A 25,703-nucleotide genomic window follows, 5' to 3' on the forward strand; every position below is an offset into this window, starting at 1 on the left:
TATAGAGGGGGGCAACATCACCTTCGCCTGCCCGGGGACGATGACCTTGTATGCGGCTGAGCATTTGTTTGATCCGGAAATAGCGGTGCCTTATGGGTTGCCGCAATTTCCTGAGTCGGTGTGCATTGAATGCATGCTCAAAGCCGCACGCGACGGCGCTGCTTTTGCGGAGTTGCAGTAAATGACGTTGCACTTTGCTTGTGATCCCATCGCGGAAGGTACAGCCGAAACACTCCTGGACTGGATGCAGTCACGCCCTGCGCCATGCTTCGCCTTGATCGACATGGCACTGCTTGATGCGCAACAACGACAGACGCTCATCCAGCGCCATCAAGGAGCACTGGTCAACGCGTTCGCCAGTACCTCACTGGCCACGTTCGGCGAGCACGCCCCGCACCTGCTAACGCTCAGCACTGACCCGATCCAGCGATCAGCAGAAGTGACATGCTTGCTGGAGTTCATCGGGATCGCCCCGGCATTGAGTTGGATATGCAGCGCCTCGCCGCTTGCCGAGCTGCACTCACTGTTTGGCTATCTGGGGAAGGTCCAGGCCGAGGGGCGTCCACGCCCCATGCACTGTCGTTTTGCTGATGTGCGTGTCCTGTCCGGCCTGCTCGATGACCTTGCGCCCACGCAACAACGCCGTATCGCCAAGGTCATCGAGTCCTGGGGCTGGGTGAACCGCGATGGCCATTGGCGCACCTGGGACGAAGCACCCTCATCAGATCATGAACGGGCACCCGACAACGAAGCGTGGCTGCACCTGTCATTGCAGCAATTCACACGTATTGACGACCGCACCGAGGCCGACGGCATCTTTCGGCAACTGATGGAGCAAGGTCCCCACACCCCGAATGGCCTGTCAAACGCCCAACTGCATCAACGACTACAGGCGTGCCTGAACACTGCGACCACACTGCATCTCGCGTGCGCGCAGGATCGTTATGAGTTTGTACAGTTGTGTCTGAACTTTGGCGACGAATTCCATCGCCATGAGCAGCTGCAACCGACCTGGGTATCCATACGGAAAAACAGCGACTCACTCGTCGAATTGAAACGCTTGTGGCCTGAGGAACTGTGGGCAGCATTACAAGTAAAGCGCGATATCGCTAATCAAGGTCTGCACCCATGACATCATTTAAACCTATGCAGTCCCAGTTGAGCTATTCATTAATTTTTTTACTATTGATGCTGGGGTTGGTTGGCTGCGAGAAAAAGCCAAAAGTTATTGAACCATCCTTTATAAACATCACTGCGTACAACCATACCGAGGATTACATTCATCAGTATTATGTTGATCAGAGTGGGGGGGCAAATGTTCGTGCTTATGGCGGGGGTGGGAAGTTCACCTGCTGCATCGGCGTGCCCGGCGAGTGGCGGCCAGGGATGATGGCGACGGTGCGCTGGACGACCTCCGCTTCCCGTAAGAGTAAAAAACCCTATACCGGCGAAACCTGGCATGAGGAGCGGGTACTGATAGAACCCTACGACGAAGAGGCGACCACACTGGGTGTGCATTTTCTGCCGATGGGTAAAGTCCGCTTGATTATCAGTCGGATGGGAGCAGGTCATCCAGACTACCCGGGGCCCGCATATCCCGTACCGCCCGCCGACTGGCCGGTTGACTAAGTTTAAAAAGGAGAAGTAACGATGAAGGAATTCAAACCCGGCTGGTATCGCGCCAACCTTTCAAGGACTGCATCATGAAACTGCTCAACTCTAGTCGAATCTGGCAGGGCTATCTGTTCACTGTTTTAATACTGACGCTGGGATTAAGTGGGTGCGATAAAAAGCCAGAGGTAGCCGAAACTGCCTACGTCAAGATGAGAGCGTACAACCATACTGAGGATTACGTTCATCAATACTACATCGACGGTGCTTGGGGTGGTAACTCGTTCGCTTATGGAGGCGGCGGAAAATTTGTCTGCTGTATTGGGGTGCCCGAAGAATGGCGGCCGGGTTTGACAGCGACTGTGCGCTGGACGACCTCGGCTTCCCGTAAGAGTAAAAAGCCTTATACCGGCGAAACCTGGCATGAGCAAGTTGTAATAATCGAGCCATACGGTGAAGCCGGTAGCACAATGAACACCCATTTCTTGCCTGATAATAAAGTGCGTTTAATTGTCAGCAACTTCAGCTCGGGTTACCCCAACTACCCTGGTCCCGCTTACCCGGAAAAACCTGCCGACTGGCCGGTCGACTAAATTTAAAAAGGAGAAGTAAAGATGAAGGAATTCAAACCCGGCTGGTATCGCGTTGACCGTACACTCCTTGGCGTCGAAGAGTGCTGTTACTTCGATACGCCGACGACACACACCGCGCAATGCTCGATTGAACTTAATGGCAGTCAGTCGCACTGGTGGGACGCAGAACGCAATCCGCCCAAGAGGGAGAGGGTCTGGCAGAAAGAATTCAAGCCAATGCCTGCTCTGCTGAACGCGGCGCATTGGGATGACTATTCCTGCACGGTGGGCAGCCCTGAAACCCAATCACCTATTGAAATCGCCCGGCTGGGACGCGAGCACACCGAACGGGAGCAGTTCCTGCGGTCTAGAACTACGGACTTCACGGGATCGGACGGCAGCTGTGTGCAGGCAATTCATGTCGGGGTGTTTTTTGATGACATCCATAACAACCTGCCGCAGGCACCTGCGCCTATCTTTTTTCATATAAAGCGCAATGTCGCTAATCAAGGACTGCACCCATGACACCATTTAAATCTAGGCACTCTCGACTGAGCCGGCTATTCATTTTTTTACTATTGACGCTGGGGTTGATTGGCTGCGAGAAAAAGCCAAAAGCTATCGAGCCTTCATTTATAAAAATAACCGGATACAACCATACCGAAGATTACATTCATCAGTTTTATGTTGATCAAGGGGGTGGCGGAAATGTATTTGCTTATGGCGGGGGGGGGAAGTTCACCTGCTGCATCGGCGTGCCCGGCGAGTGGCGGCCAGGGATGATGGCGACGGTGCGCTGGACGACCTCCAGCTCCATTCCCGGCACTCATTCCGGCGAAACCTGGCACGAAGAACGGGTACCGATAGAACCCTACGACGACGAAGCGACCACACTGGGTGTGCATTTTCTGCCGATGGGTAAAGTCCGCCTGATTATCAGCCGAATGGGCGCTGGCAACCCCGACTACCCTGGCCCCGCGTATCCCGAAAAACCTGCCGACTGGCCTTACTAATCGAGTTAAAGGGAGTTATAACGATGAAGGAGTTCAAACCCGGCTGGTATCGCGTTGACCGTACATTGCTTGGCGTCGAAGAGTGCTGTTACTTCGATACACCGACGACATACACCGCGCAATGTTCTATTGAACTTAACGGCAGTCAGTCGCACTGGTGGGACGCAGAACGCAATCCGCCCAAGCGGGAGAGGGTCTGGCAGAAAGAATTCAAACCAATGCCTGCTCTGCTGAGCGCGGCGCATTGGGATGACTATTCCTGCACGGTGGGCAGCCCTGAAACCCAATCACCGATTGAAATCGCCCGGCTGGGGCGCGAGCACACCGAACGGGAGCAGTTCCTGCGGTCTCGCACCACGGACTTCACGGGATCGGACGGCAGCTGTGTGCAGGCAATTCATGTCGGGGTGTTTTTTGATGGCACCAATAACAACATGCTGCGCGACCGCCCCACCAATAGTCACTCCAATATCGTCAGCCTGTATGACGCCCACAAGAATGACAAGAAAACCCACTTTGCCTATTACCTGCCTGGAGTGGGAACAGCCTTTCCGGAAATCGGTGAACCGGAGGAAACCACTTCCGGCAAGAGCTTTGCCACCGGCGGTGAGGCGCGGATTCACTACGCAATGCTTCAGATCTACAACGCCGTGTGTTGGTCTTTCTATGAGTTCGACTTGATCCCGCAGAAGGAAATGAAAACCCTCGTCGCCGAGGAGCTGAGCAGTTTCTATCGACGCAAGATCAACGACAACCAGATGCGCCGAGTCTTTCAGGCGCTGAATAAACGCTTGCTCAAGGCGATCCTGGGCAAGCGGCCCCGCATCATCAAATTGCACCTGTCGGTGTTTGGCTTTTCCCGCGGCGCAGCAGAGGCGCGGGTGTTCTGTAACTGGATCCGCGAAGCCAGCGGCGGAATGATCGGCGAGGCGGAATTGAACCTGCGCTTCCTGGGTATCTTCGACACCGTAGCCTCCGTCGGGCTGGCGGACTCCTCGCCGGTAGGCCGTGGTTTTCTCGATTGGGCGCACAACAATCTGGGTATTGGAGACATCGACAATACCGTGCATTACCTGGCGGGCCATGAGATTCGCCGCTCGTTTCCGGCGTCCACCGTTCGCGATGGCAACCGCTGGCCAAAGAACACCAAAGAGTACGTCTACCCCGGCACGCATTCGGACATTGGTGGCGGCTACTCCGTGGGGGATCAAGGTAAGTCGCTTGGTGGCCGCAGCGCCCTGCTGTCGCAGATCACCCTGAACGACATGTACGAAGAGGCCTTTATAGCCGGGGTGCGACTCAAGCCTCGTATTGGCATGATCGACACCCTCGCCGCAGACTTCGCCATCGACCCAGACATGCACGCCGCCTTCATGGCTTACCTGGCCTGGACGCACGAGGTGAATGAACAGAAAGAGGACCTGTCCGGCAGCCGCGTCGGCGTGGTCAACAACCGTTTGCACACGCAGATGCAGCACTACTGGCGCTGGCGGGCAAGCAAAAGAACCGAGGCGCAGTTCAAGGCCATGCAAAGCTATCAGCAGGCGTCGGATCAGGACAAACACGATTTGTGGGAGTCCGAGCAGGACTGGCAGGCGGACATCGCCCAGGCACGCAAGGCCCATTTACCAACGCTGCGCACGGTGATCCGCCAAGGGGTCGGCATGATCAGCACCGTGCCAGCGCCTGCACCTGCCAGCCAGACCCAACGCGACCTGGTGCTGGCCGTGGACGATCGAGCACCCATACCCCCGCTGGTAGACCGGTTTTTCGACCGGTACGTGCATGATTCCCACGCAGGGTTCTGGCTATTGGGGCCGATCACTCAGTGGGACAAACAGCAGTTCGTAGCGGAAATCCGCAGGAAGAAAGCGTTCTACGACGCGTTGATGGCCGAGGCACAAACCCCCGTTCTGCCGGTGGAACAATCTGCCCTCGATGCCAGCCTCTTCGCCCTCAACCGCTTCGAACAAAAGGTGTATGACGCCAACGGTCCTGACCCCGAGCAGAAACCACCCACTACGCCGCATATTCCCGTGATGACCGACGACGACGCCAGCGATTTGCGCGCTAACGCAGGCATCGCCGGCCTGGTCGTGAAATATGGAATGGGCAGCGCCACGCGCCGCGAAGCCAACGGACCGGGGCAATACCGACGCCTCTTTGACCGCGACCATGAAGGCTTCGCTGTGATTGACGAGGTCGGCTATCAGTTGGGTATGGCAAGTGACGCGCTCAAGCACAAAGCCAACGAAGTCGCTGATGGCATCGGCAAGTCGAAAGATGAGGCACTTGAGGGGCTCATGAGTATTCCTGGCAAGGCTGCCGATGCGACTTTGGATGCTGGCAAAGACGTTTTAGGAAAAGTAATACCGAAAGGGTTGGGGCCGTTTAGATGAAGAGGCGAAGGATCAATCCGTGGCGGGGTGTTAATGGTGCGCAAACGACCGGGGTTTGACGTGCGCAGTACTATCACGCTGGCGAAACGATGACGCGTGGCAGCGGCCAAGTCATCGGTTACCTCCGCGGCGCGCAACAGGCCGAGGCCATCGGCCTCTCGCTGATCAGCGGTGCAGGCCTGCTCGACGTGCGAGCCCAACAGGACGAAAGAAGGTGCAAAAAACGCCAGGCCAAAGACAGCTCGCCGCTGCTTCGCCTCCAGATTGAGTTATCGGATAGCTGTTGATACATCCAGTATCAGCCGCTAATCTTGTCAGGAGAACATTTGTACTCCAAACGGTATCCCCATGACTGACAAAGCCTCTATCCCAGAAGACACTCCTTTCGATCTCGGTGTACCCACGGAGCTGGAAAGCTATCAGCATCAGTGCCTGATGCTTCTGGATGAGCTCCACGAAGCATGGGCAGATATCAGAAAGCTCAAGGGCGACACACGTACACTAGTCGCCATGAATGACGCGCTGACGGCAGAGCTGAACGCGCTCAGGGCCGCCCGACCGAGCACGCATTGAACAAGACGTCGGGCTCACAATCAGGGGCTAGTTTCTCTGCTCCGCAAGATTGCGATACTGCCCTTTGAAATACAGCAGCGGCTGCTCAGCCGCTGCCTCTTTAAGGCTCAACGCCTTGACCTCACCAATAACAATCAGGTGATCGCCAGCGGGATACTCAGCGTGGATTTCGCAATCAAGCCAGTGCAGGCTGCCGCCAATGATCGGGTTGCCCAAGGGCGACTGATGCCAGTCAACGCCTTGCCACTTGTCCGTGCCTCGGCGTGCGAACTGATTGGAAATATCGACCTGCTCACCGGAGAGGATATTGACCGCAAACCGGCCGGCCTGGCGAATCCTGGGATAACTGGCCGATTGGGACATGACGCTGAATGACACCAGTGGCGGACTCATCGACACGCTGTAGAACGACTGGCAGGTAAAGCCAATCGGCTCGCCGGCGATGTGCGAGGTAACCACGGTGATGCCCGATGCGTAATGCCCGAGCGCTTCGCGAAAGTGCAAGGGCTCGATGGCAGTACCGGTAAGCGACATAACAGATCCTGGATAAAAGTCCGCCACTTCAATAGTGGTTCAGCCTTGGTTTGAAAGTTCTCTGCGCACGATCTCTGCGCCCGCGCTCAATGCTTGCAGCTTGCCGCTGGCAACCCGACGAGGCAGAGGTGCCATGCCGCAGTTGGTGCAAGGGTAGAGCTTGTCGGCGTCAACGAACTGCAGCGCCTTCCTAAGGGTGTTGGCAACTTCCTCAGGGGTTTCAATGGCGTGGTTCGCCACATCGATAGCCCCGACCATCACTTTCTTGCCGCGAATGAGTTCAATCAGATCCATGGGCACGTGAGAGTTGTGGCACTCCAGCGAGACGATGTCGATGCTGGACTTTTGCAGTTTGGGGAAAGCTTCTTCGTACTGGCGCCATTCCGAGCCCAGGGTTTTCTTCCAGTCTGTATTGGCCTTGATGCCGTATCCGTAGCAGATGTGCACGGCCGTTTCGCATTTGAGTCCTTCAATGGCCCTCTCCAGCGTCGCAACGCCCCAGTCGTTCACTTCGTCGAAGAACACATTGAATGCAGGCTCATCGAACTGGATGATATCGACCCCGGCGGCTTCCAGCTCCCTGGCTTCCTGGTTGAGGATCCTGGCGAATTCCCAGGCCAGCTTTTCACGGCTCTTGTAGTGGGCGTCGAACAGGGTATCAATCATTGTCATCGGGCCTGGCAGCGCCCACTTGATTGGCTGGCCGGTCTGTTGACGCAGGAATTTTGCATCTTCGACAAACACCGGCTTGCGCCGCGCAACTGCTCCCACCACTGTTGGCACGCTTGCATCGTAGCGGTCACGGATTCTCACGGTTTCGCGCTTTTCGAAATCCACGCCGTCCAGGTGTTCGATAAACGTCGTGACGAAGTGCTGACGTGTCTGCTCGCCATCACTGACGATATCGATACCCGCCAGTTGCTGTTCCTGCAATGACAGACGCAGCGCGTCCTGTTTGCCCTCGACCAATGCGTCGCCTTCCAGCTTCCAGGGTGACCAGAGTGTTTCGGGCTGGGCCAGCCAGGAAGGTTTGGGCAAGCTGCCGGCGGTCGAGGTGGGCAACAGTTTTTTCATGAACGATAACCTTGTTTTAAATGATTCAAAGGGCGCAGCTGACGGACCACTTCTCAAGCACGGCCTGATAGGGTTTGATGAACTGCTCTTCGGCAAACTTGCCTTGCTCGATCGCCAGCCGGCTGCGTTCTTCCCGGTCATAGACAATGCGAGTCAGGGAGTAATCCTGGTGTTTCAAGTTCGGCTGGTAGGATTTCCCCGCAGCCGAGTTGGCGTTGTAGATTTCAGGCCGGTATATCTTCTGGAAGGTGTCCATTGTGCTGATGGTGCCAATCAGCTCCAGAGGGGTGTAATCACTCAGCAGATCGCCTGAAAAGTAGAACGCCAAAGGCGCCGCGCTGTTAGGCGGCATGAAGTAGCGCACGGTCAATCCCATCTTCCTGAAATACTCGTCAGTCAACGAATACTCATCCTGCTTGTACTCGAACCCGAGCACCGGATGCTGGTTCTCGGTCCGGTGATAGGTCCTTGAACTGGACACACTCAGGCAGATCACCGGCGGTTTGTCGAAGTGCGCCTTGTAGGCACTCGAATTGACGAAGCACTTGAACAGCTTGCCGTGCAAGTCGCCAAAGTCTTCCGGCGTGCTGAACCCGACGCGGTTCTTGTTGTGTTCCAGCAGGCGCACACTGAAGTCGTAATCGCGCACGTAAGAAGAGAAGTTGTTTCCGACAATGCCATTGATACGCTCATGGGTGTGTTGATCGACGATGGTTGTTTTCAACACCTCGATCAGCGGGATGGCCTGTTCACGGCCTTGGGCATCGAGCGTCATTTCAGCGGAGATAATCTCAAGTTCCACCCGATAGCGATCGCCCGTAGGGTTGTCCCAGTGCGCCAGGGCATTGAAGCGGTTATCTATCATTTTCAGGGTGTTGCGCAGATTCTCCTGCCGGCTTTCCCCACGGGCCAGGTTGGCGAAGTTGGTGGTGATGCGCGTAGTGTCCGAGGGAAAATAATTCTCGTCGAAACAGATGCTCTTGATAGCGAATGCGAAGTCTGTGTTCATCTTGATCTGACACCCTGTGTTCTTTGCGCCAGACCTGAATGTGCTGCTTGTCTTCTCAGGCGTGGCCGACGTTCTGTTTTTTCACCCGGCAGGCTGCACGCCATCTGTGGTGAAGAGCAGTCCGCATGTTAGGGCGCTGGCTGTATGAACAAAAACGAATTGATTTCAATGGAGCATTAGCCAGATTCATGATGATGTGCGGGGCCCGGCAGCCATCCATCAACGCCCCGCCGCGAACCGATGTTGGTTCTGGTAGATTGCCGGGCTTTAGCGAACCGTTTGAGAACAGCCACAATGAGAGTGATTCGGAGCAAGGAATTCACCGCCACCCGTGCCTGGGGTGCTGACGACATCGCTAACATGGACGGCACCACCGTGCGCCTGCACTGGACCGATCAGCCCTACAAATGGCATGTGAATGACGGTGAGGAAGTGTTCGCCGTTCTGGACGGCACGGTAGAGATGCACTATCGCGAGTCAGGCATCGAGCGCGTCGTGACCTTGATGACAGGTGATGTGTTTTTCGCAGGGATTGGATGTGAACATGTTGCCCATCCCCGAGGCGAAGCGCGAATTCTGGTCATTGAACGTGAGGGCAGTGTTTGAGTGCCTCGCAAGCTCAAAACACAAGTGCCCTCACGTCGTTGATCTCGCGGCAGGGTCCGGGCACCAAGGTGCGCTAGGGTTCCAGTTTCAACAGCGGGACGTCTTTCTTCACGATGTAGGTTGCCAACTCCGAGCCGGTGGTGGTGCCGACGTTAGTTGCAACATGGGGAACCCCGGCCGGAATGTATAACGAGTCACCGGTATGAAGCGTCACGGCGGGTTGACCTTGCAACTCATATACGAAAGTGCCGCTGATCACATACGCAATCTCTACCCCCGGATGCGAATGCCTGGGGGCAGCGACGCCCGGCTCGAAGTCGACCCGGACTTGAATGGCCTCACGATCCGCGAAGTCCAGGTCCCTCTTCACCAGATCAGTGCGATGAAGGCCGGTTTGCCAGCTCTTTGCGGCCGATGAACTAGGTGGGCTTGCCTGCGCACTGGCATCTTGAGCCTGTGATATCCCGGCGAATCCGCAAAGGGCAGTCGCGAGGGCGATGACGAGCCGGGTCTTGCGAGTTAAGTACTGTGACATGGGTCTATTCCAGGAGTGAGCCGTCAGGGTGGCTGTTTCCGCTTGTGCGGTACTCCATTTGAATGACTCATTGTATCTGGCTCATTTCTGGCCGAAGCCTACTTGTATGCAAACGTGGCCCTGCCCCTGGGCGATACGTTGTGATACAGAACGGCCCTGATGGACGATGCGCCCCATGCCCGCTCGGCTGGCCGACTTCAGGTCGAAGATCGAAACCAGCAGGGCGAACGGTGCAGAGCCGATGCCGCAGGGCGAACCCCTACCCTTTCAGGCGTGATGTGGGCACCACGGTTTCAACCTTGCCGGTGGTCACGTCATACACCAGCCCGGTGACCATCACATCTGCAGGCAGGTTCGGATTGGCCTTGAGGGCCGCCACATCGATCTCGACCGATCTGTACGGATCGTCGATGGCCAGCGTTGCCAGTTTGCCCTCCTCCACGCCCATGTATCGAGCAAGGAGATGAGGCGCATGATGCAGGCAACCGGTGATCCCGCATTGGGTGTGGTGCAACACCACCAGATTCCAGCCTTCGCCGACGGGGTTGCCGCCGACTTTCGACACCGTGCCGAGAATCGCCATGGTCTGAAACAGCTCGGGGGTCACGCGGCCGCCCACGTTGCGAATGATGGCGGCCTCACCGGCGTCAAGTTTGAAGATATCCATCGGGTCCACCCGAGGATCAACGCAACCGATGATCATGGTTTTCTGCGAAGGGATGATTTTGAGATCTGCCGAGAAACCGTTCTCTGCGTACTCGGCATTGCGTTCGGTCAGGGTCTTGATGAAGTCCATGATTGTCTCCGTCATCAGGTTGAGGCTGGGGAAGTCAGGTCAGTCAGGGAAACCGGCTCGAGATGCACGAACCGGTCGAGCCCGTTTCATTTGCCGTTGAGCCTGACGGCATGCAGGCGGGCGAATTCGCCAACGGCGAGCACCGCAGCGTCTCGCTTGCGATGGAGCCAATATCGTCGCTTGGCGGGGCCGCCGGTAGCCGTCGATTTGGTCTAACATCTATCTCGAATCAGCATTAATGAACCTCCGTTCATGGCATGATCGCCCGCTGTGGGGTGCACCTCGCCCGCACGCTGATCGGGCCTGATCGATCACGGGTCGACGCGAATGCACCGGGCTGTGTGGGCTGACGAAATGGACGGAGCACTGGGAAGATGGCGCTGAAAGACATCGTCGCGTTGCGCATCTACACGCGGGTCGCGCGGCTGGGGAGCTTTTCGGCAGCGGCCCGGGAAAGCGGGCTCGCGCAATCCCAGGTCTCGCGAATGATTGCTGAGCTGGAAGCCAGTCTCGGCGCCCGCCTGCTGTCCCGAACCACCCGCGCCGTGACGCCAACCGAAGCAGGTCTGGAATTCCTCATGCGCGTCGAACCCATCCTGGCGGCGGTCGACGATGCCGAAAACAGCGTGCGGGAAACCGGGGAGCTTCGCGGGTTGCTGCGCATCGGCATGCCTGCAACGATGGGGCTGCGCATCGTCATCCCGAGGCTCTCGACCTTCACCGAACAGCACCCGTCCCTGCATCTGGAACTGCTGCTTGAAGACCAGTGGCAGGACATGGTCAAGGACGCCGTTGACGTCGGCATCCGCGTCGGGCACCTGCCGGACCTTTCCGGGACGGCCCGGCAGATAGGCCTGATGCGGCGCGTGCTGGTGGCGTCCCCAGGCTATCTGGCCGAGCACGGCACGCCTGAGTGTCCAGCTGACATCCAGAGTCATCGAGTCGTCGGTGGCCCGGCAGGGTCCCAAGTCACCTCCTGGCAACTGGAGCGCAACGGCGAACAATCCTCAGTAAGCCCCAACGCGCAGCTTTCCATCAACAATACGGCCGGGGCACTGACCGCTGCCGTCGGTGGGCTGGGCATTGTGTCCACCACGTCGTGGGCCTGTGCCGCAGACTTGAAAGCCGGGACGCTGGTCCAGGTTCTGCCTGAATGGAAGATGGCCGAACTGCCCGTTCATGCCTATTTTCCGATGGGGCGAACCACTCGCATGTCTGCCCGAGTGTTTGTCGATTTCCTGGCCCGGATGCTGGCCAGCGAGCCATAGCTTCGGCAATCCTGCCGCATCAGAGCGGACAGCTCTGCACTCACCGAGCCCCCCTGGCATCTCGCACAGTGCGAGCGGGCTGTGTTCGCGCAATAAGATTACAGTTATCATTTGAATTGATTATGCAAATCAAGAAGCCGCAATTGCCCGGTTTATATGATAATCATAATGTTATACGCAGACGCACTCCACAGGGAGCGTTCATTTCATTGCTTGCCGCCGCTCACGGCCTGCCGGTGCCGGTTTCGTGAGCGAGCAGAGCCAGCCTTTCGCTAGCCAATCCATCCGACTTCTGAAGAGAACCTATGAAAACTGTTCATCACCCAAATACCCGCATCCGCCCTCTCGCCGGTGCCGTGGCGATGGCAATGGCTGGCCTGCTGGTCCTGAACCTGTCCGGTTGCGACGACGCCAGCGGAAAACCCGCTGATTCAGCGGTTGCCGCTGGCGCCGTGGTGTCCGCCGCGACGGTCGTGCAGAAAGCCGTGGTCGAAACCCAGGAGTTTTCCGGTCGAATGGAGGCCATCGAGCGCGTCGATATTCGTGCCCGGGTCCCGGGTTTCATCACCAGCGTCAACATTACCCCCGGTGCCATCGTCAAGAAGGGCGACGTGCTCTTCGTCATCGATCCGCGCCCTTATCAAGCCGAAGCCGACCGCACCGAAGCCGCCGCGGCTGCCGCACGGGCCAAAGTGGACCTGGCGCGTATCGAGCTGGCCCGCTCTCAGAAGCTGATCGGCGAGAAAGCCATCGCGCAGCGTGAGCTGGACGAAAACCTGTCCAATTTCAAGCAGCTGGAAGCCAGCGCCCGTGCTGCCGCAGCCGAGTCTGACAACGCCAGGCTCAACCTGAGCTATACCCGCGTGACCTCCCCCATCGATGGCCGCGTCGGCAAAGCCGATATCACGCTGGGCAACCTGGTCGACACCAGCGCCGTGCTGACCAAGGTGGTGTCCGACGACAAGATCTACGCCTCCTTCGACGGTGACGAAGACACTTACCTGCGTGTCGGTGCCGCTCACCACGGCGGCAAGGATGTAGACGTCAGGGTTGGCCTGGCCAACGAGCAAGGCTTCCCCCACGAGGGCAAGCTCGAATTTGTCGACAACCAGCTCGACCCGCAAACCGGCGGCGTGCGCATGCGCGCCATCTTCAGCAACGCCGACAAGACCCTGGCCCCGGGCCTCTTCGCCCGCGTGCAGTTGCTGGGTGGCACCCATGGCGGCAATGAAACCCAGGCCATCCTGATCAACGAGCGGGCGATCAACACCGATCAGGATCGCAAGTTCGTGTTCGTCGTCGATCCTCAGGGCAAAGCGGAATACCGTCAGGTCACCCTCGGAAACACGGTGGATGGTCTGCGTGTCGTGCGCAGCGGCTTGAAAGCTGGCGAGCAGATCGTGGTCAACGGCCTGGTGCGGGTGATGCCGGGCGCCCCCCTGGCACCGCACATGGTTTCGATGGATTTCAATCCTGATGAACCTGTCGCAGAAACCACCCCCGAAACAGCCTCCAAAACCACACCTGACGCCAAGTCAAAGGGTTGATCGATCATGAATTTCTCGAAATTTTTCATCGACAAGCCCATCTTCGCGGGGGTGCTGTCGATCATCATTTTCGTGGCAGGGCTCATCGCGCTGTTCACGCTCCCTGTCGCCGAGTACCCGGACGTGGTGCCACCCGCCGTGCAGATCCGCGCGCAGTATCCGGGCGCTGACGCCAGGGTCATTGCCGAGACGGTGGCCACGCCGCTGGAACAAGAGGTCAACGGCGTCGACAACATGCTCTACATGTCGTCGCAATCGACGGCCGATGGCAACCTGCTGCTGACCGTGACCTTCAAGATCGGCACCAAGGTTTCGCAAGCCGAGACCGACGTGGAAAACCGCGTGCAACGGGCCTTGCCACACTTGCCCGAAGAGGTGCGCCAGATCGGCGTCACCACCATCAAATCGACGCCCAGCCTGACCATGGTGGTGCACCTGACCTCGCCGGACGGTCGTTACGATGACCAGTACCTGCGCAACTACGCCACGATCAACGTCAAGGACCAGCTCGACCGCATCGCCGGCATCGGTCAGGTGCAGTTGAACGGCTCGGGCGACTACGCCATGCGTATCTGGCTCGACCCGGTGAAGATCGCCGCGCGCAACATGACCACCCTGGATGTCACCGACGCCATTCGCGAGCAGAACGTACAGGTGGCAGGCGGTGCAATCGGGCAGTCGCCGTCCAGAGGCAGCGATTTCCAGTTGTCCGTGAAAACCCAAGGCCGGCTGCAAACCCCTGAAGAGTTTGGCAACATCATCGTGCGCACCGGTGCCGATGGCGCCCTGACCCGCCTGCGTGACGTCGCCCGCATCGAGTTGGGTGCCAACGCCTATAACCTGCGTGCCCGCCTGAACAACCAGCCGGCTGTGGCGCTGGTCGTCTTCGAAGCGCCAAACGCCAACGCGCTGCAGATGTCCAGCGACATTCGCGACCGCATGGAACAGTTGAAGGCTGACTTCCCGCCGGGAATGGAATACAGCATCGTCTATGACACCACCCGCTTCGTGCAGGACTCGATCAATGCGGTGATTCACACCCTGCTCGAAGCCATCGCGCTGGTGGTGCTGGTGGTCATCATCTTCCTGCAAACCTGGCGCGCCTCGCTGATCCCGCTGCTCGCCGTGCCGGTCTCCGTGGTCGGCACCTTTGCCGTGATGCTCGCATTCGGTTTCTCGATCAACACCCTGTCGCTGTTCGGTCTGGTGCTGGCTATCGGTATCGTCGTGGACGACGCCATCGTGGTGGTGGAAAACGTCGAACGGAACATCGCGAGCGGTCTGTCGCCCCGTGAAGCCACACTACAGGCCATGAAGGAAGTGAGCGGTCCGATCATCGCCATCGCGTTGGTGCTCTGTGCCGTATTCGTGCCGATTGCCTTCGTGCCGGGCCTGTCCGGTGAGTTCTACAAGCAGTTCGCGCTGACCATCGCCATTTCCACCGTGATCTCGGCATTCAGTTCCCTGACTCTGGCGCCGGCATTGTCCGCTGTGTTGCTCAAGGGCCATGACGCGCCGAAAGATGCCCTGACCCGCATCATGGACACGCTGTTCGGCCGGTTCTTCCGGGTGTTCAACCGCTTCTTCGGGCGCTCGTCCGAGCGTTATGAAATGGGCGTCAAAGGCACCCTCAAACGCAAGTCCGGCGCCATCGCCGTCTACCTGATGCTGGCCGCCTGTGCCGGGTTGATGTTCAAACTGGTGCCTGCGGGCTTCGTGCCGCTGCAAGACAAAGGCTACCTGATCGGCATCGCGCAACTGCCGACCGCCTCCTCGCTGGACCGTACCGATGCCGTCATCCAGCGCATGGGCAAGATCGCCACTGCAACGCCCGGCGTCAGCGACGCTGTGCAGTTTCCGGGCCTGTCGGTCAACGACTTCACTGCCTCGTCCAGCGCGGGTATCCAGTTCAGCAACCTGCAGAGCTTCGCTCAACGCAGCTCCAGAGACCTGAGCGCAGGCGCCATCGCCGGTGAGTTGAACAAACGCATGACGTCGATCGAAGACTCGTTCATCCTCGTCGTGCCACCGGCTCCAGTGGACGGCCTGGGCACCCTCGGCGGCTTCAAGCTGATGGTGGAAGACCGCGGCAACGTCGGCTACGACGCATTGAACAAAGCGACGCAGGAACTCCAGGCCCGTGCGCGCAAAGCGCCTGAACTGGCGGGTGTCTTCACCGGCTACCAGATCAACGTGCCGCAGATCTACGCCGACATCGATCGTGACAAGGCCAAGCAGTTGAACGTGCCGCTGCAAACGATCTACCAGACGCTGCAAGTCAACCTGGGTTCTGTGTACGTCAACGATTTCAACCGCTTCGGGCGTACCTATCAGGTGCGGGTGCAGGCTGACGAGCAGTTCCGCAACCACGTGGAAGACCTGAAAAAGCTCAAGATCCGCAGCACCAACGGCGACATGATTCCCCTCGCCTCGCTGATGCGCGTGTCCAACACCTACGGCCCGGAACGGGTACAACGCTACAACGCTTATGTGTCGGCAGACCTCAACGGCAGCCCGGCGCCTGGCTATTCGTCCGGCCAGGCACAGGCCGCCATCGAACGTCTGGCCAAAGAAGTGCTGCCAAAAGGCATCACCTACGAGTTCACCGACCTTGCATACCAGGACATCCTCGCCGGCAACACCATGTTCTACGTGTTCCCGCTCTGTGTGCTGCTGGTGTTCCTGGTGCTCGCCGCGCAGTACGAAAGCTGGACCTTGCCACTGGCGGTGATCCTGATCGTGCCGATGTCGATCCTGTGTGCTCTGCTGGGCGTGAAGCTGACCGGCGGCGACAACAACGTTTTCACCCAGATCGCGCTGTTCGTACTCGTGGGACTCGCCTCCAAGAACGCGATCCTGATCGTCGAGTTCGCTCGCGAACTGGAGCACCACGGCCGCACGACCGTGCAGGCAGCACTGGAGTCATGCCGCCTGCGTCTGCGTCCGATCCTGATGACCTCGATCGCGTTCATCATGGGTGTGCTGCCGCTGGTGTTCTCCCATGGCCCAGGCTCGGAAATGCGTCATGCGATGGGTGTGGCCGTGTTTGGCGGCATGCTCGGCGTGACCTTCTTCGGACTGTTCCTGACACCCGTTTTCTACGTGTTGATGCGCTCGCTCGCCAAATTCCTGAGCCGCAGCAAAGCCACTAACTCGGCGGTCGTTCCTCACGCTCTTGAAGAGACTCACTAACATGAACGCCAATGTCTTCATCAAACGTACCGGTGCAGTCCTCATTGCCTTGGCGCTGGCCGCCTGTGCTGCACCCGATTTCAAACAACCGGAAATCGATGTGCCACAGGCATTCAAGGAAGCCCCTGATACGCCCGTCACCGCGCCAGATGGCACCCGCTGGCAGGCCGCCAGGGCAGCCGAAGCACAGCCACGCGGTGAATGGTGGCTGGCCTTCAACGACCCGGCGCTCACCGCCCTGATCAATGAAGCAGCCAGGGGCAACAACAACCTGGCAGAAGCCACAGCGCGTCTGAAACAGGCCCGTGCCATTGCCGGCATCGCCGCAGCGGACCGGATACCACAGATCGGTGTCAACGCTGGCGCGCAAAGAAACCGTGAATCCCCCAACAGCCTGCCTGGTGGCAGTGCTGTAGGGGCCCGCACGACCTATCAGGCCAGCCTGACCGCCAGCTACGAAGTTGACCTGTTCGGCCGAGTGTCGTCCAACGTCAACGCCGCCAACTCGGACGCGGCTGCCAGCGAAGCCAGTTACCGCTCGGTGCTGCTGTCGCTGCAAGCGGACGTCGCGCAAACCTATTTCCGCTTGCGCGAAACCGATGCCGAACTGGCAACCCTGAATGAAACCGTGCGCTTGCGCGAACAAACCGTGCAGGTCACCCAGAGCCGGTTCGATCTGGGAGATGTAGGCGAGTTCGACCTGTCGCGGGCCAGGACAGAGCTGTCGACGGCGCGCGCGGAAGCGGTTGCCCTGCAACAGCAGAGAACCACCCATGAGCATGCGCTCGCGGTGCTTCTGGGCAAGCCGGCATCGAATTTCTCGGCCAGCAGCCAACCCCTCGATGACATCGCCTCGCTGCCGCAGATCCCTTCGGGCATGCCGTCGAGCCTGCTGCAGCGCCGCCCGGACATCGTCATCGCGCAGCGTGAGATGGAAGCGGCGAACTCGCGTATCGGCGTTGCCCGTGCCGCGATGTTTCCGGCGCTCAACCTCAACGGCGGGATTGGTGGTGTCGGCACTTCGGTGGCGGACATCTTCAACTGGAGCAGTCGCTCCTGGGTCCTGGGTGCGCTGATGTCGATGCCGATCATCGATGGCGGCCGCAACAAGAACAACGTCAAGCGCAGTGAGGCCGCGCTGGAGGAGTCGGTCGCGACGTACCGTCAACAGGTACTGGTGGCGTTTGCCGAAGTCGAAGACAACCTGGCGGGCCTGCGCATTCTGGCCGATCAGGCGCAGCAGACCGACGAGGCCGTCGTCTCGGCACGCCGTTCGGCACAACTGGCCCAGATGCTGTATGAAGCCGGTCGCACGGGCTACCTGGACCTGCTGGAGGCACAGCGCAACCTCACCACGGTTGAGCGCAGCGCCGTGCAACTGCGCGGCAGTCGGGCCGTCACCACCGTTGCGCTGGTCCGCGCATTGGGCGGTGGATGGGATGGGCAGTCCGAAGTGACGTCTTCGCCGACGCCTGTGGCCAGCCGCTGAAAGCGCGGGTGTGGGCATCACCGAAGCGGCCGAGCCTTGCCTGCGCAAGACCGGCCGTTTTTCAGACATCCAGCGTCACACGGCTGGCTTCTGGACAGCGTCCTCCACAGCCACACGATCCTTACTCAGCAACCCCAGAACCACCGCCGCTGAAAACAGCGTGATGACGGTCAGGATGTGCAGCAGGTACTGGAAGGCCTGGGCATAACCGGCGATCAGCGCTTCATTGGCCAACCCCGGGATGCGGTCGATCGCATGGGCCATGTCGCCGGTGGTGACCCGCTGGGCGGTTTCGGCGATGGCGACAGTGTCCAGGCTTCCCGGCACGCCCTGCAGAATGTCGCTGAGGTGAGTGTGCAGCAACGAGGCCAGGATGGCCGCCACACTGGCCAGTGCAATGCCCTCCCCGGCGACCCGTACGGTGTTGAAAATACCGGCGGCCATGCCGGCACGCTCCTTGGGCACCACGCTGACCGACAGCCCGTCCATCAATCCCCAGGGCAGCCCGGCACCGATGCCGATCAACAACATGGGGCCCACCAGACCGAACCTTGGCTCACCGACGTTATACAAACTCAGCCAGTGCAGGCCCACCGCCGCAATCAGAAATCCCGCGCCGGACAGAATGCCGGGGGACACAAAGCGCGCCAGCGATGCCGCCATCATCGGCACCACCAGCATCGGGGCGGACAGCGCCAGCAACAGCAGGCCGGCGTCGATTTCGCTCAGCCCTTCGACACCGATGAAACGCAGCGGCAGCATCACCACCAGGACGATGTAGCAGTAGCAGGTGCCGATCGGCAGCATCTGCACACCAATGAAACGCGGGTAACGGAACAGGGTCAGGTCGAGCATCGGGCGCTTGACGCGCATTTCGATCATCACGAACAGGGCCAGCAGAACCGCCGAACCGATCAGCAGTCCGGACACCAGTGGGCTGCCCCAGCCGCTCTCCGGTGCCTGGATCACGCCAAAGGTGAACAGCGCCAGCACACCGGTAAAGGTGACAGTGCCGGGCCAGTCCAGGCCCTGGGCGTTCGGATCACGGGTTTCACGCATGCGCGGCAGGCCGAAGACCATGGAGATCACGCCGATGACGGCGGTGAACACGAAGATCGCCCGCCAGCTGAATGCTTCGATCAGGCCGCCCGCCAGCAGCGGGCCAAATGCCAGACCAATGCCGAACGTGGTGCCCAGCATGCTGTAGGCCCGTGTGCGCGCATGCCCCTCGAATTCCTGGGCGATGGCCGCCGAACCGCTGGCCAGCGCCGCAGCACCGGCTACGCCCTGCACCGCCCGCAGGATATCCAGCCAGAACACCGTCGGTGCCAGGCTCTGGGCAATCGAGGCGGCGGTAAACAGCATCATGCCAAGGGTGAACAGCTTCTTGCGGCCATAGACATCGGCCAGTGCGCCTGCAGCCATCAGCAGGCTGCCGAACGACAGCATGAACGCGTTGGTGATCCAGGTGAGCGCCACCGGGCTGCCCCCCAGTTCACGGCCAATCGCGGGGGTTGCGACAGCCCCACCGGTAAAACTCAGCGGCAGGACAAGCGCTGACAGGCAGATGGCCGCGAGAATCAGCAGCCTGTCGCGAGCAGTTGCCTGGTGGGCAATATTTGTCATGAGGGATATACCTGTTGTGCGAAAAGATGTGTCATTGTTGCTGGCGCAGATTCATCGATAAACGCGCCATCGAGAGACACTTAGTCGCTTGAAGAGAGACAATTATGGAACGTGCCGACACGTCATTTCCCGACATCGCCGCCTTCGTCGCCGTCGCCCAGACTGGCAGCTTCACGCGCGCGGCGGAGAACCTGGCCACCAGCAAATCCAACGTGGGCAAGGCCGTACAGCGCCTGGAGAGCCGGCTCGGCACGCGGATGTTTCAGCGCACTACACGGGCAGTGCGCCTGACCGAGGACGGCGAAACCTACCTGATCGCCGCCCAGGCTGCGCTCGACGGGCTGCGTGATGCGGCCCAGGCGTTGGCGGCACGCAAGGAAGAGCCCACGGGCCGAGTGCGCCTGGATATCCCTTCGGGTTTCCGCCAGTTGTTTCTGCCGAACATTTCCGACCTGCGTACCCGCTACCCGAAGGTCACTCTGGAGATGTCCATGACCGACCGCATGTCCGATGCGGTGGGTGAAGGCTGGGACATCGTGGTGCGTGCCGGGGAGTTGCCGCTGGACAGCGACATGACCGTGCGCAAGCTGTGCGACATCACCCTGAGCCTGTATGCGGCGCCGGAATACCTGGCGCGTCATGCCCCGGTCGAATCGGCCGCGGACCTGGTCAACCACGAAGCGGTGATCTTTCGCGGCTTTACCGGGCGTCTGCGGCCATGGTCGCTGGTGGAAAATGGCCACGCCCGCGAATTCTCGCCGACGCCAGCGCTGATCGTGTCCGATGGTCAGGGGGTGATCGATGCGACCGTGCTCGGCCTGGGCATCGCGCAACTCTACGACAAGGTTGCCCAGCCTTACGTCGAGTGCGGCAGGCTGGTGCGGGTGCTGCCTGCCGTGGATGCTCCCGGGCCGCCGGTGCATGCCTTGATCCCGCTGGGTCAGCGCATGCCGGCCAAGACCCGGGCGGTGTTGAATTATCTGGCGGACCGGCTGCGCTGAAAAAAACCATGACTGGCGCGGCCCGGCTTGTCAGCGGCGGCTCAGATATGGCCATCGCCGGCAAGCCGGACTGCTACAGCACGGCGGCGCGCTTACAGGGTTTTGTGGTCCCAGCCACCGCCGAGGGCGCGAATGAGATTCACCGTCGAGGCCATCTGCAAGCCCTGCAGCTGCACGGCTGCGCGGCGGGCCTGGAGTACGCTGCGTTCAGCGTCGATCACGTCCAGGTAAGTCACCGCACCTTCGTTGTACTGCGAACGCGACAACTGCGCGGCACGGGCCGTGGCATCGACGGCCACGGCCTGGGTGCGGGTCTGTTCCTCGAAAATGCGCAGGTCGGACAACCCGTCCTCGACTTCCTGGAACGCCACCAGCACTTGCTGACGGTAGGTCGCGACATTTTCTTCGTATACGGCGCGAGCGTTGGCCAGGTCGCCCTTGCGTTTGCCGCCGTCGAAGATCGGCAGGTTCAGCGCGGTGCCCGTCAATGGCCCGAGCAGGAAGGTCCTGCTGCTCCATTTGAACAGGCTGCCCAGGGAATCGGACTCGAACCCTGCAGCACCGGTCAGCGTCAGCGACGGGAAGAACGCCGCCTTGGCCACGCCGATCCGTGCATTGGCGGCGGCCATCGCGCGTTCGGCTGCGGCGATGTCCGGGCGACGCTCCAGCAGCGATGACGGCAAGCCTGCCGGGGTGCGCAATTTGACCGCAACCAACGGATTCGGCGCGATGGAAAACTGCGCCGGTGCCTTGCCCAGCAGCACCGCCAGGCTGTGCTCGGAGGTTGCCCGCAGGCGCTCGACCGTCATGCTGTCGGAGCGCGCCGTGGCCAGTTCGGCCTGGGCCCGGGCCAAATCCAGTTGGCTGATCTCGCCCAGGTCATAGCGCTGCTGCACCAGCTTGAGCGCCTGTTCGCGCAGCGCCACCGCATCGGCAAACACCTGGGCTTCAGCGTCGTACTCACGCAGCGCAAAGTAGTGTTGCGCGACGTCGGCCTGCAGCGCCAGCTGCACCGAACGCAGCAACGCTTCGCTCTGTTGCAGGTCGTCCCTGGCCGCTACCACCGTATTGGCAACCCGCCCGAACATGTCGACCTCGTAGGAGACCCCGGCCTGCGCACGCCACAGGGTTTGCGCGGGCAAGTTGGCGTTGTTCGACAGCCCCTGGGATGCGCCGGAAACTTTCTGCCGGGTCGGGCCGATCCCCGCGTCCAGCGTCGGGAACAGACCGGCCCGCGCCGCCACGTTCAGCGCCCTGGCCTCCTTCAGGCGGGCGGCGGCAGCGGCAAGGCTCTGGTTGGCACTGGCGGCCTGGGCCTCCAGATCGTTGAGGGTCGAGTCCTTGAACACTGTCCACCAGTCGCCTCGGGCCATCTCTTCGGACGGCTCGGCGGTCTTCCATGAACCGGCTTCGGCCGCCGACAAGGCCATGGGCGGCTCCTGGAGCTTTTCTTCCTTGTAGGCGGGCGGCATCGAAACGTTCGGCTTCAGGTAAGTGGGAGCCAGTGAACAGCCCGCAGTGGCCAGCACCGCAGTCAGCCATACCGAGCCGAAGAACATCCGGCTCAGAGCAAAGGTTTTCATGTGATTCTCCTTACTTCTCGAGCGCGGCTTGCGGCGCGCGAGTGGTGGAATGGGTGCTGTGGCCAGCGACGAAAGCGGCGTAGTCAGCTGTGTCATGGCTCTCAAGGTCCGCGGCCAGGTGCGGGCGCCGGCCGTGCCTGTCGATCAGATGCTCCACGCCCGACAGTTTGCGCAGGAGCACGTAGAACACCGGGGTGAGCAGCAGGCCGAACAGGGTTACGCCGAGCATGCCGAAGAACACCGCAACGCCCATGGCATGGCGCATCTCTGACCCTGCCCCGCTGGAAAACACCAGCGGCACCACGCCCATGATGAAGGCGATGGAGGTCATCAGAATCGGCCGCAGGCGCAGGCGGCTGGCCTCGATGGCGGCCTGCACGATGGTCCGCCCCTGCATTTCCAGTTCGCGGGCGAACTCGACGATCAGGATCGCGTTCTTGGCCGACAGCCCCACCAGCACCATCAACCCAATCTGGGTGAAGATGTTGTTGTCGCCATTGGTCAGCCACACGCCCAGCAGCGCCGACAGGATGCTCATCGGCACGATCAGGATGATCGCCAACGGCAGCGTCAGGCTTTCATACAGGGCAGCGAGCACCAGGAACACCAGCAGCACGCTGATCGGGAAGACCCACAGCGCCGAGTTGCCCGCCAGCACTTGCTGATAGGTCAGGTCGGTCCATTCGTACTTGATGCCGCGGGGAAACACCTCCTTGGCAATGCGATCGACCGCAGCCTGGGCCTGCCCGGACGAATAGCCGGGTGCCGGCCCGCCGTTGATGTCGGCGGCGGTGTAGCCGTTGTAGCGCACGACCATCTCGGGTCCGTAGGTGGTGCTGACCTTGACCAGCGACGACAGCGGCACCATCTCGCCCCTGACGTTGCGGGTCTTCAGCAGGCCGATGCTGTCGGCGGTGGCGCGGAATGGCGCGTCGGCCTGGGCCCGCACCTGATACACCCGGCCAAAGGCGTTGAAGTCGTTGACGTACATCGAGCCCAGGTAGATCTGCAGGGTGTCGAACACGTCGGTCACCGACACGCCCAGTTGCTTGGCCTTGACCCGATCCAGCTCGACATTGAGTTGCGGCATGTTGATCTGGAAAGTCGAGAACGACGGCCCCAGTTCCGGTGCCTTGGCCGCAGCGGCGAGGAAGTCCTGGGTGACCTTGTTGAGCGCCTCATAGCCCAGCGCACCACGGTCCTCGATCATCAGCTTGAACCCGCCCACCGTGCCCAGGCCGGCCACCGGCGGTGGCGGGAAGACGGCAATGGCCGCGTTCTTGATACCGGCGTACTGAGCATTCAACTTCCCGACAATGGCGGCTGCCGACTCTTCCTTCGAGCGGAACTTGGACGGCTCAAGCACCGGGAACACCAGCGCGCTGCTCGGGGAGTTGGCCAGGCTGACCGACAGCCCCGGAAACTGTGGCAAGTCCCTGACGCCGGGGATGGCCATGGCGATGTCGCCCATTTCATGCACCACTTTGTCGGTGCGATCCAGGGTCGCACCGCTGGGCAACTGCGCGATGGCAACCACGTAGTCCTTGTCCTGCGCCGGCACGAAACCTCCCGGCACGATCTTGCCCATCCACACCGCTCCACCCAGCAGGATGGCGTAGATCACCAGCATCACCAGCTTGCGGTTGACCACACCGCGCACGCCGCTGCCATAGTGCTCAGAGCCGCGATGGAACACGCGGTTGAACGCCCTGAAGAAACGGCCGAACAGCGCGTCCATCACGCGCGTCAGGCGGTCCTTGGGCGCATCGTGGCCCTTGAGCAGGATCGCCGACAGCGCAGGCGACAGGGTCAGGGAGTTGAACGCCGAGATGACTGTGGAAATGGCGATGGTCATCGCGAACTGCTGGTAGAACTGTCCGGTCAGGCCAGACATGAACGCCAGCGGCACGAATACCGCCACCAGAGTCAGCGCAATGGCGATGATCGGCCCGCTGACTTCCTGCATGGCTTTGTAGGTGGCGTCACGCGGTGACAGACCGTCGGCAATGTTGCGCTCGACGTTCTCCACCACCACGATGGCATCGTCCACCACGATACCGATGGCCAGCACCATGCCGAACAGCGACAGCGCGTTGATGGTGTAGCCAAAGCCCAGCAGCAGCGCGAAGGTACCGACGATCGACACCGGCACCGCCAGCAACGGAATCAGCGAGGCGCGCCAGGTCTGCAGGAACACGATCACCACCAGCACCACCAGGGCGATGGCTTCGAGCAGGGTCTGGATCACCGCATGGATGCTGTCGCGCACGAACTGCGTCGGATCGTACTTGATGCCGTAATCGACACCTTCGGGCATGTCCTGCTTGATCTCTTCCATGACCTTGCGCACGTCATCGGAAATCTGCAGCGAGTTGGCGTTGGGCTGCTGGAAGATGATCATTTGCACGGCCGGCTTGTTGTTGAGCATCGCCCGCAGGGTGTACTCGGAAGCGGCCATTTCCACTCGCGCGACGTCCGCCAGCCGGGTCACCGCCCCGCCGCTGGTCTTGAGAATGATGTCGCGAAACTCCTGCTCGGTCTTCAAACGCCCCTGGGCGTTGACGCTCAGTTGCAAGGGCACGTCAGTCAGCATCGGCGCGCCGCCGACGATACCCGCCGCGACCTGCACGTTCTGTTCGCGAATGGCTTTCACCACGTCGGTGGCCGTCAGGTTCAGGCGAGCGACTTTCTGCGGATCGAGCCAGATGCGCATCGAGTAATCGCCAGCGCCCCACATCACCACTTCGCCGACACCAGGGATACGTGCCAGCCGGTCCTTGACGTTGATCAGCGCGTAGTTGCGCAGGTAAGTCAGGTCGTAACGCTGATCGGGCGACAGGATACTCACGCCCATGGTCAGGGTTGGCGACGACTTGACCGTGGTCACGCCCAGGCGCTGCACGTCTTCGGGCAAGCGTGGCAATGCCTGCGCCACGCGGTTCTGCACGAACTGCTGGGCCTTGTCCGGGTCGGTGCCGAGCTTGAAAGTGACCGTGGTGGTCAGCTTGCCGTCGCTGTTGGCCAGCGATTGCATGTAGAGCATGTCTTCAACGCCGTTGATCTGCTCCTCGATGGGCGAGGCCACGGTTTCGGCGATGACCTTGGGGTTGGCTCCCGGGTACTCGGCGCGCACCACCACCGAAGGCGGTACGACTTCAGGGTACTCGGCGGTCGGCAGCCTGGTCAGGGCGATCAGGCCGGCAAGCAGCACCAGCACCGAGAGCACGCCGGCGAAGATCGGCCGGTCGATAAAGAATTTCGAAATGTTCATGATG

The 25,703-nt window shown here is 60.3% G+C and carries 23 protein-coding genes; 15 read left to right on the forward strand and 8 right to left on the reverse strand.

Features of this window, described 5'->3' with window-relative positions; translation table 11 throughout:
• The 9 genes from NPS29_RS05270 to NPS29_RS05310 all read left to right on the forward strand — a co-directional run.
• On the forward strand, positions 1-181 hold a 181-nt coding region (locus NPS29_RS05270), incomplete at its 5' end, for a hypothetical protein (RefSeq protein WP_274131151.1).
• Positions 182-1,132 carry a DUF4123 domain-containing protein gene (locus tag NPS29_RS05275; protein WP_274131152.1) on the forward strand — a complete coding sequence of 317 codons (951 nt, stop codon included), beginning with the start codon at positions 182-184 and terminating at the stop codon, positions 1,130-1,132.
• Positions 1,129-1,629, forward strand: coding sequence for a DUF3304 domain-containing protein (locus tag NPS29_RS05280; RefSeq protein WP_274131153.1), 501 nt, complete (start codon positions 1,129-1,131; stop codon positions 1,627-1,629). Before NPS29_RS05275 ends, NPS29_RS05280 begins: the two co-directional genes overlap by 4 nt.
• Before the next feature lie 74 nt (positions 1,630-1,703).
• Entirely contained in the window at positions 1,704-2,204 is a 501-nt protein-coding gene (locus tag NPS29_RS05285) for a DUF3304 domain-containing protein (RefSeq protein ID WP_274131154.1), read from the forward strand.
• Positions 2,205-2,225: 21 nt separating this feature from the next.
• Complete coding sequence (locus NPS29_RS05290) at positions 2,226-2,708, forward strand: hypothetical protein (protein ID WP_274131155.1); 483 nt, start codon at positions 2,226-2,228, stop codon at positions 2,706-2,708.
• Positions 2,705-3,196: a DUF3304 domain-containing protein gene (locus NPS29_RS05295; protein WP_274131156.1), complete on the forward strand. Its 492-nt coding sequence runs from the start codon at positions 2,705-2,707 to the stop codon at positions 3,194-3,196. The genes NPS29_RS05290 and NPS29_RS05295 overlap by 4 nt, the downstream gene beginning before the upstream one ends.
• A gap of 23 nt (positions 3,197-3,219) precedes the next feature.
• A complete protein-coding gene (locus NPS29_RS05300) occupies positions 3,220-5,595 on the forward strand; it encodes a T6SS phospholipase effector Tle1-like catalytic domain-containing protein (protein WP_274131157.1) in 2,376 nt (791 codons plus the stop codon).
• Between the two features lie 89 nt (positions 5,596-5,684).
• The gene (locus tag NPS29_RS05305; RefSeq protein ID WP_274131159.1) at positions 5,685-5,882 is read left to right on the forward strand and encodes a hypothetical protein; all 198 of its coding nucleotides are present in this window, start codon (positions 5,685-5,687) and stop codon (positions 5,880-5,882) included.
• A 61-nt stretch (positions 5,883-5,943) separates the two neighbouring features.
• The gene (locus NPS29_RS05310) at positions 5,944-6,168 is read left to right on the forward strand and encodes a hypothetical protein (RefSeq protein ID WP_274131161.1); all 225 of its coding nucleotides are present in this window, start codon (positions 5,944-5,946) and stop codon (positions 6,166-6,168) included.
• Positions 6,169-6,195: 27 nt separating this feature from the next.
• On the opposite strand, the gene NPS29_RS05315 is transcribed toward NPS29_RS05310, so the two are convergent.
• The 3 genes from NPS29_RS05315 to NPS29_RS05325 are packed head-to-tail and all read right to left on the reverse strand — an operon-like array spanning position 6,196 to position 8,785.
• Positions 6,196-6,702, reverse strand: coding sequence for a flavin reductase family protein (locus NPS29_RS05315; protein ID WP_274131162.1), 507 nt, complete (start codon positions 6,700-6,702; stop codon positions 6,196-6,198).
• Between the two features lie 39 nt (positions 6,703-6,741).
• On the reverse strand, positions 6,742-7,776 hold the full coding sequence (locus tag NPS29_RS05320) for a methionine synthase (RefSeq protein WP_274131163.1): 1,035 nt from the start codon (positions 7,774-7,776) through the stop codon (positions 6,742-6,744).
• A gap of 25 nt (positions 7,777-7,801) precedes the next feature.
• The gene (locus tag NPS29_RS05325) at positions 7,802-8,785 is read right to left on the reverse strand and encodes a DUF1852 domain-containing protein (protein WP_274131164.1); all 984 of its coding nucleotides are present in this window, start codon (positions 8,783-8,785) and stop codon (positions 7,802-7,804) included.
• A gap of 294 nt (positions 8,786-9,079) precedes the next feature.
• Here NPS29_RS05325 and NPS29_RS05330 point away from each other — a divergent pair, with 294 nt between their 5' ends.
• The gene (locus NPS29_RS05330; RefSeq protein ID WP_274131165.1) at positions 9,080-9,391 is read left to right on the forward strand and encodes a cupin; all 312 of its coding nucleotides are present in this window, start codon (positions 9,080-9,082) and stop codon (positions 9,389-9,391) included.
• 73 nt (positions 9,392-9,464) lie between these two features.
• Here NPS29_RS05330 and NPS29_RS05335 read toward each other — a convergent pair whose 3' ends face one another.
• Both NPS29_RS05335 and NPS29_RS05340 read right to left on the reverse strand, forming a co-directional pair.
• On the reverse strand, positions 9,465-9,926 hold the full coding sequence (locus tag NPS29_RS05335; protein WP_274131166.1) for a cupin domain-containing protein: 462 nt from the start codon (positions 9,924-9,926) through the stop codon (positions 9,465-9,467).
• Positions 9,927-10,185: 259 nt separating this feature from the next.
• The gene (locus NPS29_RS05340) at positions 10,186-10,722 is read right to left on the reverse strand and encodes a carbonic anhydrase (protein WP_274131167.1); all 537 of its coding nucleotides are present in this window, start codon (positions 10,720-10,722) and stop codon (positions 10,186-10,188) included.
• Positions 10,723-11,096: 374 nt separating this feature from the next.
• On the opposite strand from NPS29_RS05340, the gene NPS29_RS05345 reads away from it, so the two are divergent.
• From NPS29_RS05345 to NPS29_RS05360, 4 genes are all read left to right on the forward strand, one after another.
• A complete protein-coding gene (locus tag NPS29_RS05345; protein ID WP_274131168.1) occupies positions 11,097-11,990 on the forward strand; it encodes a LysR family transcriptional regulator in 894 nt (297 codons plus the stop codon).
• Positions 11,991-12,295: 305 nt separating this feature from the next.
• Positions 12,296-13,537, forward strand: a complete 1,242-nt coding sequence (locus NPS29_RS05350; protein ID WP_274131169.1) for an efflux RND transporter periplasmic adaptor subunit — start codon at positions 12,296-12,298, stop codon at positions 13,535-13,537.
• 6 nt (positions 13,538-13,543) lie between these two features.
• Positions 13,544-16,729 (forward strand): efflux RND transporter permease subunit, encoded by a 3,186-nt coding sequence (locus NPS29_RS05355; protein ID WP_274131170.1) that lies wholly within the window; start codon positions 13,544-13,546, stop codon positions 16,727-16,729.
• Position 16,730: 1 nt separating this feature from the next.
• Entirely contained in the window at positions 16,731-18,218 is a 1,488-nt protein-coding gene (locus NPS29_RS05360; RefSeq protein ID WP_274131171.1) for an efflux transporter outer membrane subunit, read from the forward strand.
• A 75-nt stretch (positions 18,219-18,293) separates the two neighbouring features.
• Here the strand turns inward: NPS29_RS05360 and NPS29_RS05365 are convergent, their stop codons facing one another.
• Complete coding sequence (locus NPS29_RS05365; protein ID WP_274131172.1) at positions 18,294-19,844, reverse strand: MFS transporter; 1,551 nt, start codon at positions 19,842-19,844, stop codon at positions 18,294-18,296.
• A 104-nt stretch (positions 19,845-19,948) separates the two neighbouring features.
• Here NPS29_RS05365 and NPS29_RS05370 point away from each other — a divergent pair, with 104 nt between their 5' ends.
• Positions 19,949-20,845: a LysR family transcriptional regulator gene (locus tag NPS29_RS05370; protein WP_274131173.1), complete on the forward strand. Its 897-nt coding sequence runs from the start codon at positions 19,949-19,951 to the stop codon at positions 20,843-20,845.
• A gap of 92 nt (positions 20,846-20,937) precedes the next feature.
• Here the strand turns inward: NPS29_RS05370 and NPS29_RS05375 are convergent, their stop codons facing one another.
• Together NPS29_RS05375 and NPS29_RS05380 are read right to left on the reverse strand one after the other, a co-directional pair.
• Positions 20,938-22,428 carry an efflux transporter outer membrane subunit gene (locus NPS29_RS05375; protein ID WP_274131174.1) on the reverse strand — a complete coding sequence of 497 codons (1,491 nt, stop codon included), beginning with the start codon at positions 22,426-22,428 and terminating at the stop codon, positions 20,938-20,940.
• 10 nt (positions 22,429-22,438) lie between these two features.
• Positions 22,439-25,699 (reverse strand): efflux RND transporter permease subunit, encoded by a 3,261-nt coding sequence (locus NPS29_RS05380; protein WP_274131175.1) that lies wholly within the window; start codon positions 25,697-25,699, stop codon positions 22,439-22,441.
• Positions 25,700-25,703 lie beyond the last annotated feature (4 nt).

Source organism: Pseudomonas putida (assembly GCF_028682175.1).
Taxonomy (GTDB): domain Bacteria; phylum Pseudomonadota; class Gammaproteobacteria; order Pseudomonadales; family Pseudomonadaceae; genus Aquipseudomonas; species Aquipseudomonas putida_AD.

Bases quoted from the DNA above. Each gene is read 5' to 3' on its own strand.
- NPS29_RS05275 (WP_274131152.1), top strand. From the start codon at position 182: ATGACGTTGCACTTTGCTTGTGATCCCATCGCGGAAGGTACAGCCGAA.
- NPS29_RS05280 (WP_274131153.1), top strand. From the start codon at position 1,129: ATGACATCATTTAAACCTATGCAGTCCCAGTTGAGCTATTCATTAATT.
- NPS29_RS05285 (WP_274131154.1), top strand. From the start codon at position 1,704: ATGAAACTGCTCAACTCTAGTCGAATCTGGCAGGGCTATCTGTTCACT.
- NPS29_RS05290 (WP_274131155.1), top strand. From the start codon at position 2,226: ATGAAGGAATTCAAACCCGGCTGGTATCGCGTTGACCGTACACTCCTT.
- NPS29_RS05295 (WP_274131156.1), top strand. From the start codon at position 2,705: ATGACACCATTTAAATCTAGGCACTCTCGACTGAGCCGGCTATTCATT.
- NPS29_RS05300 (WP_274131157.1), top strand. From the start codon at position 3,220: ATGAAGGAGTTCAAACCCGGCTGGTATCGCGTTGACCGTACATTGCTT.
- NPS29_RS05305 (WP_274131159.1), top strand. From the start codon at position 5,685: ATGACGCGTGGCAGCGGCCAAGTCATCGGTTACCTCCGCGGCGCGCAA.
- NPS29_RS05310 (WP_274131161.1), top strand. From the start codon at position 5,944: ATGACTGACAAAGCCTCTATCCCAGAAGACACTCCTTTCGATCTCGGT.
- NPS29_RS05315 (WP_274131162.1), bottom strand. From the start codon at position 6,702: ATGTCGCTTACCGGTACTGCCATCGAGCCCTTGCACTTTCGCGAAGCG.
- NPS29_RS05320 (WP_274131163.1), bottom strand. From the start codon at position 7,776: ATGAAAAAACTGTTGCCCACCTCGACCGCCGGCAGCTTGCCCAAACCT.
- NPS29_RS05325 (WP_274131164.1), bottom strand. From the start codon at position 8,785: ATGAACACAGACTTCGCATTCGCTATCAAGAGCATCTGTTTCGACGAG.
- NPS29_RS05330 (WP_274131165.1), top strand. From the start codon at position 9,080: ATGAGAGTGATTCGGAGCAAGGAATTCACCGCCACCCGTGCCTGGGGT.
- NPS29_RS05335 (WP_274131166.1), bottom strand. From the start codon at position 9,926: ATGTCACAGTACTTAACTCGCAAGACCCGGCTCGTCATCGCCCTCGCG.
- NPS29_RS05340 (WP_274131167.1), bottom strand. From the start codon at position 10,722: ATGGACTTCATCAAGACCCTGACCGAACGCAATGCCGAGTACGCAGAG.
- NPS29_RS05345 (WP_274131168.1), top strand. From the start codon at position 11,097: ATGGCGCTGAAAGACATCGTCGCGTTGCGCATCTACACGCGGGTCGCG.
- NPS29_RS05350 (WP_274131169.1), top strand. From the start codon at position 12,296: ATGAAAACTGTTCATCACCCAAATACCCGCATCCGCCCTCTCGCCGGT.
- NPS29_RS05355 (WP_274131170.1), top strand. From the start codon at position 13,544: ATGAATTTCTCGAAATTTTTCATCGACAAGCCCATCTTCGCGGGGGTG.
- NPS29_RS05360 (WP_274131171.1), top strand. From the start codon at position 16,731: ATGAACGCCAATGTCTTCATCAAACGTACCGGTGCAGTCCTCATTGCC.
- NPS29_RS05365 (WP_274131172.1), bottom strand. From the start codon at position 19,844: ATGACAAATATTGCCCACCAGGCAACTGCTCGCGACAGGCTGCTGATT.
- NPS29_RS05370 (WP_274131173.1), top strand. From the start codon at position 19,949: ATGGAACGTGCCGACACGTCATTTCCCGACATCGCCGCCTTCGTCGCC.
- NPS29_RS05375 (WP_274131174.1), bottom strand. From the start codon at position 22,428: ATGAAAACCTTTGCTCTGAGCCGGATGTTCTTCGGCTCGGTATGGCTG.
- NPS29_RS05380 (WP_274131175.1), bottom strand. From the start codon at position 25,699: ATGAACATTTCGAAATTCTTTATCGACCGGCCGATCTTCGCCGGCGTG.